The sequence below is a fragment of the Actinoplanes sp. NPDC019969 genome (genome assembly GCF_055562375.1).
On record NZ_JBVHFK010000037.1, the window covers coordinates 1 to 2,723 of the forward strand.

Annotated in this window: 1 protein-coding gene; it reads left to right on the top strand. The window is 75.5% G+C overall.

Going from position 1 to position 2,723, the window contains the following annotated elements:
• On the top strand, nt 1-2,723 hold a 2,723-nt coding region (locus ACZ3II_RS43480; RefSeq protein WP_465526769.1), incomplete at both ends, for an amino acid adenylation domain-containing protein.

The following is a 2,723-nucleotide window of genomic DNA, read 5'->3' on the forward strand; positions in this document are numbered from 1 at the left end:
CGGCGGGTGCGGGAGACGGATCTGGCGGCGTACGCGAACCAGGATCTGCCGTTCGAGCGGTTGGTGGAGCGGCTGGCGCCGGAGCGTTCGCTGTCGCGCAACCCGCTGTTCCAGGTGATGCTGGCGTTCCAGAGCGTCGCCTCCGGTGACCTGGCCCTCCCCGGGCTCGCCGTCACGTTCGAGACCACCGGCGTCGGGGTCGCCAAGTTCGACCTGCACCTGAGTGTCGCCGAGCGGGTGGACGACAGCGGCCCGGCCGGGGTCACCTGCGCCCTGGAGTACCGCACCGACCTGTTCGACCGGCCCACCGTGCACGCGATGACCGGCTGGTTCACCCGGATCCTGCACGGCGCGGTGGCCGCCGCCGACCGTCCGATCAGCACACTCGACCTGATCACTCCGGCCGGCAGCGCCGCGCTGGTCGCCGCCGGCGCGGGCCGCGGCGCCCCGGTTCCGGCCGTCACCGTGCCGGAGCTGTTCGAGGCCGCGGCGGCGGCGAACACCGATGTGGTGGCGGTCCGTGCCGCCGGGACGGAGCTGACCTACGCCGCCCTGGAGGAGCGGGCCAACCGGCTCGCACATGTGCTGGCCGGCCGCGGCATCGGCCCGGAGTCGGTGGTCGCCCTGGTGCTGCCGCGCGGCGCCGACCTGATCGTCGCCATGCTCGCCACGCTCAAGGCGGGCGCCGCCTACCTGCCGGTGGACACCCAGTATCCGCCGGAGCGCATCGCGTACCTGCTGGCGGACGGCGCGCCCGACTGCGTCGTCACGGTGCGCGGCACGTCCGGCATCCCGGCCGGCGCGCTGCTGCTGGATGCCGCGCCGACCCGCGACGCGCTGCGCCGCGCGCCGGCCACCGCGCTCCGCGACAGCGACCGGACGGCCCCGCTGCGGCCGGAGAATCCGGCCTACCTGATCTACACCTCCGGCTCGACCGGGCGGCCCAAGGCCGTGATGATGCCCGGCGCCGGTCTGCTCAACCTGCTGACCTGGCACGTCAGCCGGTTCCCGGGCGGTCCCGGCACGGTCACCGCCCAGTACACCGCGATCGGGTTCGACTTCTCCGTCCAGGAGATCCTGGCCGCCCTGGTGTCCGGGCGCACCCTCGCCGTGCCGCCGGAGGACGTCCGGCGCGACCCGGCGCGTCTGGTGCGGTGGCTGGCCGCCAACCGGGTGAGCGAACTGTTCGCACCGAACGTCGTCGTCGAGTCGCTGTGTGCGGCCGCCGCCGAGGCGGGCACCGACCTGCCCGACCTCACCGACGTCTTCCAGGGCGGCGAGGCGCTCTCGCTGAGCCGCCGGGTACGGGAGTTCTTCGCCCGCCCCGGCCGCCGCCTGCACAACGTCTACGGCCCGGCCGAGACGCACGCGGTGACCACCAACTCGCTGCCCGAACGGGTCGCCGCCTGGCCGGCCACCGCCTCCATCCACGGCACCCTGGCGAACACCCGGGTCTACCTGCTGGACGGGCGGCTGCGACCGGTCCCGCCGGGCGTCCCCGGCGAGCTGTACCTGTCCGGCGCCGGGGTGGCGCGCGGTTACCGGGACCGCCCGGCCTTGACCGCGGCCCGCTTCGTCGCGGACCCGTGGGCGCCGGGCACCCGGATGTACCGCACCGGAGACCTGGCCCGCCGCCGCGGCGACGGCTCCGTGTACTTCCTCGGCCGCGCCGACGACCAGGTCAAACTGCGCGGGTTCCGGATCGAGCCCGGTGAGGTGGAGGCCGCCGTGTCGGCCCTGCCGGGCGTCGCCCGGGCCGCCGTCGTGGTCCGCGACGTGCTGGTGGCGTACGTGGTGCCGGAGGACCCGGGGAACGCCCCCGACCCGGCGGCCCTGCGTGCGCTGCTGGTCCGGCGGCTGCCCGACTTCATGGTCCCGTCCGCGATCGTGCTGCTCGACGAGATGCCGCTGAGCCCCAACGGCAAGCTCGACCGGGCGGCCCTGCCCGAGCCGGCCGCCGCCACCACCCGCCGCGCCGCGGCCACCCCGCAGGAGGAGCTGCTCTGCGGTCTGTTCGCCGAGGTGCTCCAGTGCCCGCGGGTGGATCCCGGGGACGACTTCTTCGCCCTGGGCGGCCACTCGCTGATCGCCACCCGGCTGATCAGCAAGGCCCGTACCGCGCTGGGCGTCGAACTGTCCCTGCGGGACCTGTTCGAGACGCCGACCCCGGCCGGCCTGGCCGCCCGGCTCGACCCGTCCGCGGCGGTACGCCCGGCGCTCACCCGCCGGCCGCGCGGCGAGCGCACCGCCCTGTCCTACGCCCAGCAGCGGCTGTGGTTCCTGTACCGGCTGGAGGGGCCGAGCGCCACCTACAACCTGCCGTACCCGCTGCGCCTGACCGGCCCGCTCGACCTGGTCGCGCTGCGCGCCGCGATCGGTGACCTGATGCGCCGCCACGAGACGCTGCGCACGGTGTTCCCGGACGACGCGGGCGTTCCGTTCCAGCTGCTGTGCGACGTGCCGGAACCCGGCCCCGACCTCCCCGTGCACGACGTCACGCCGGACGGCCTGCGCGCGGCGGTCTCGGCGGCGGTGCGGCACGGCTTCGACCTGGCCACCGAGCTGCCGTTGCGGGTCACGGTGTTCCGGTCGGGCCCGGAGGACCACGTGGTCCTGCTGCTGATGCACCACATCGCCGGGGACGGCTGGTCGCTGGCGCCGCTGGTGCGGGATCTGGGTACGGCGTACGCGGCCCGGTGTGCCGGTGCGGCGCCGGAGTGGGC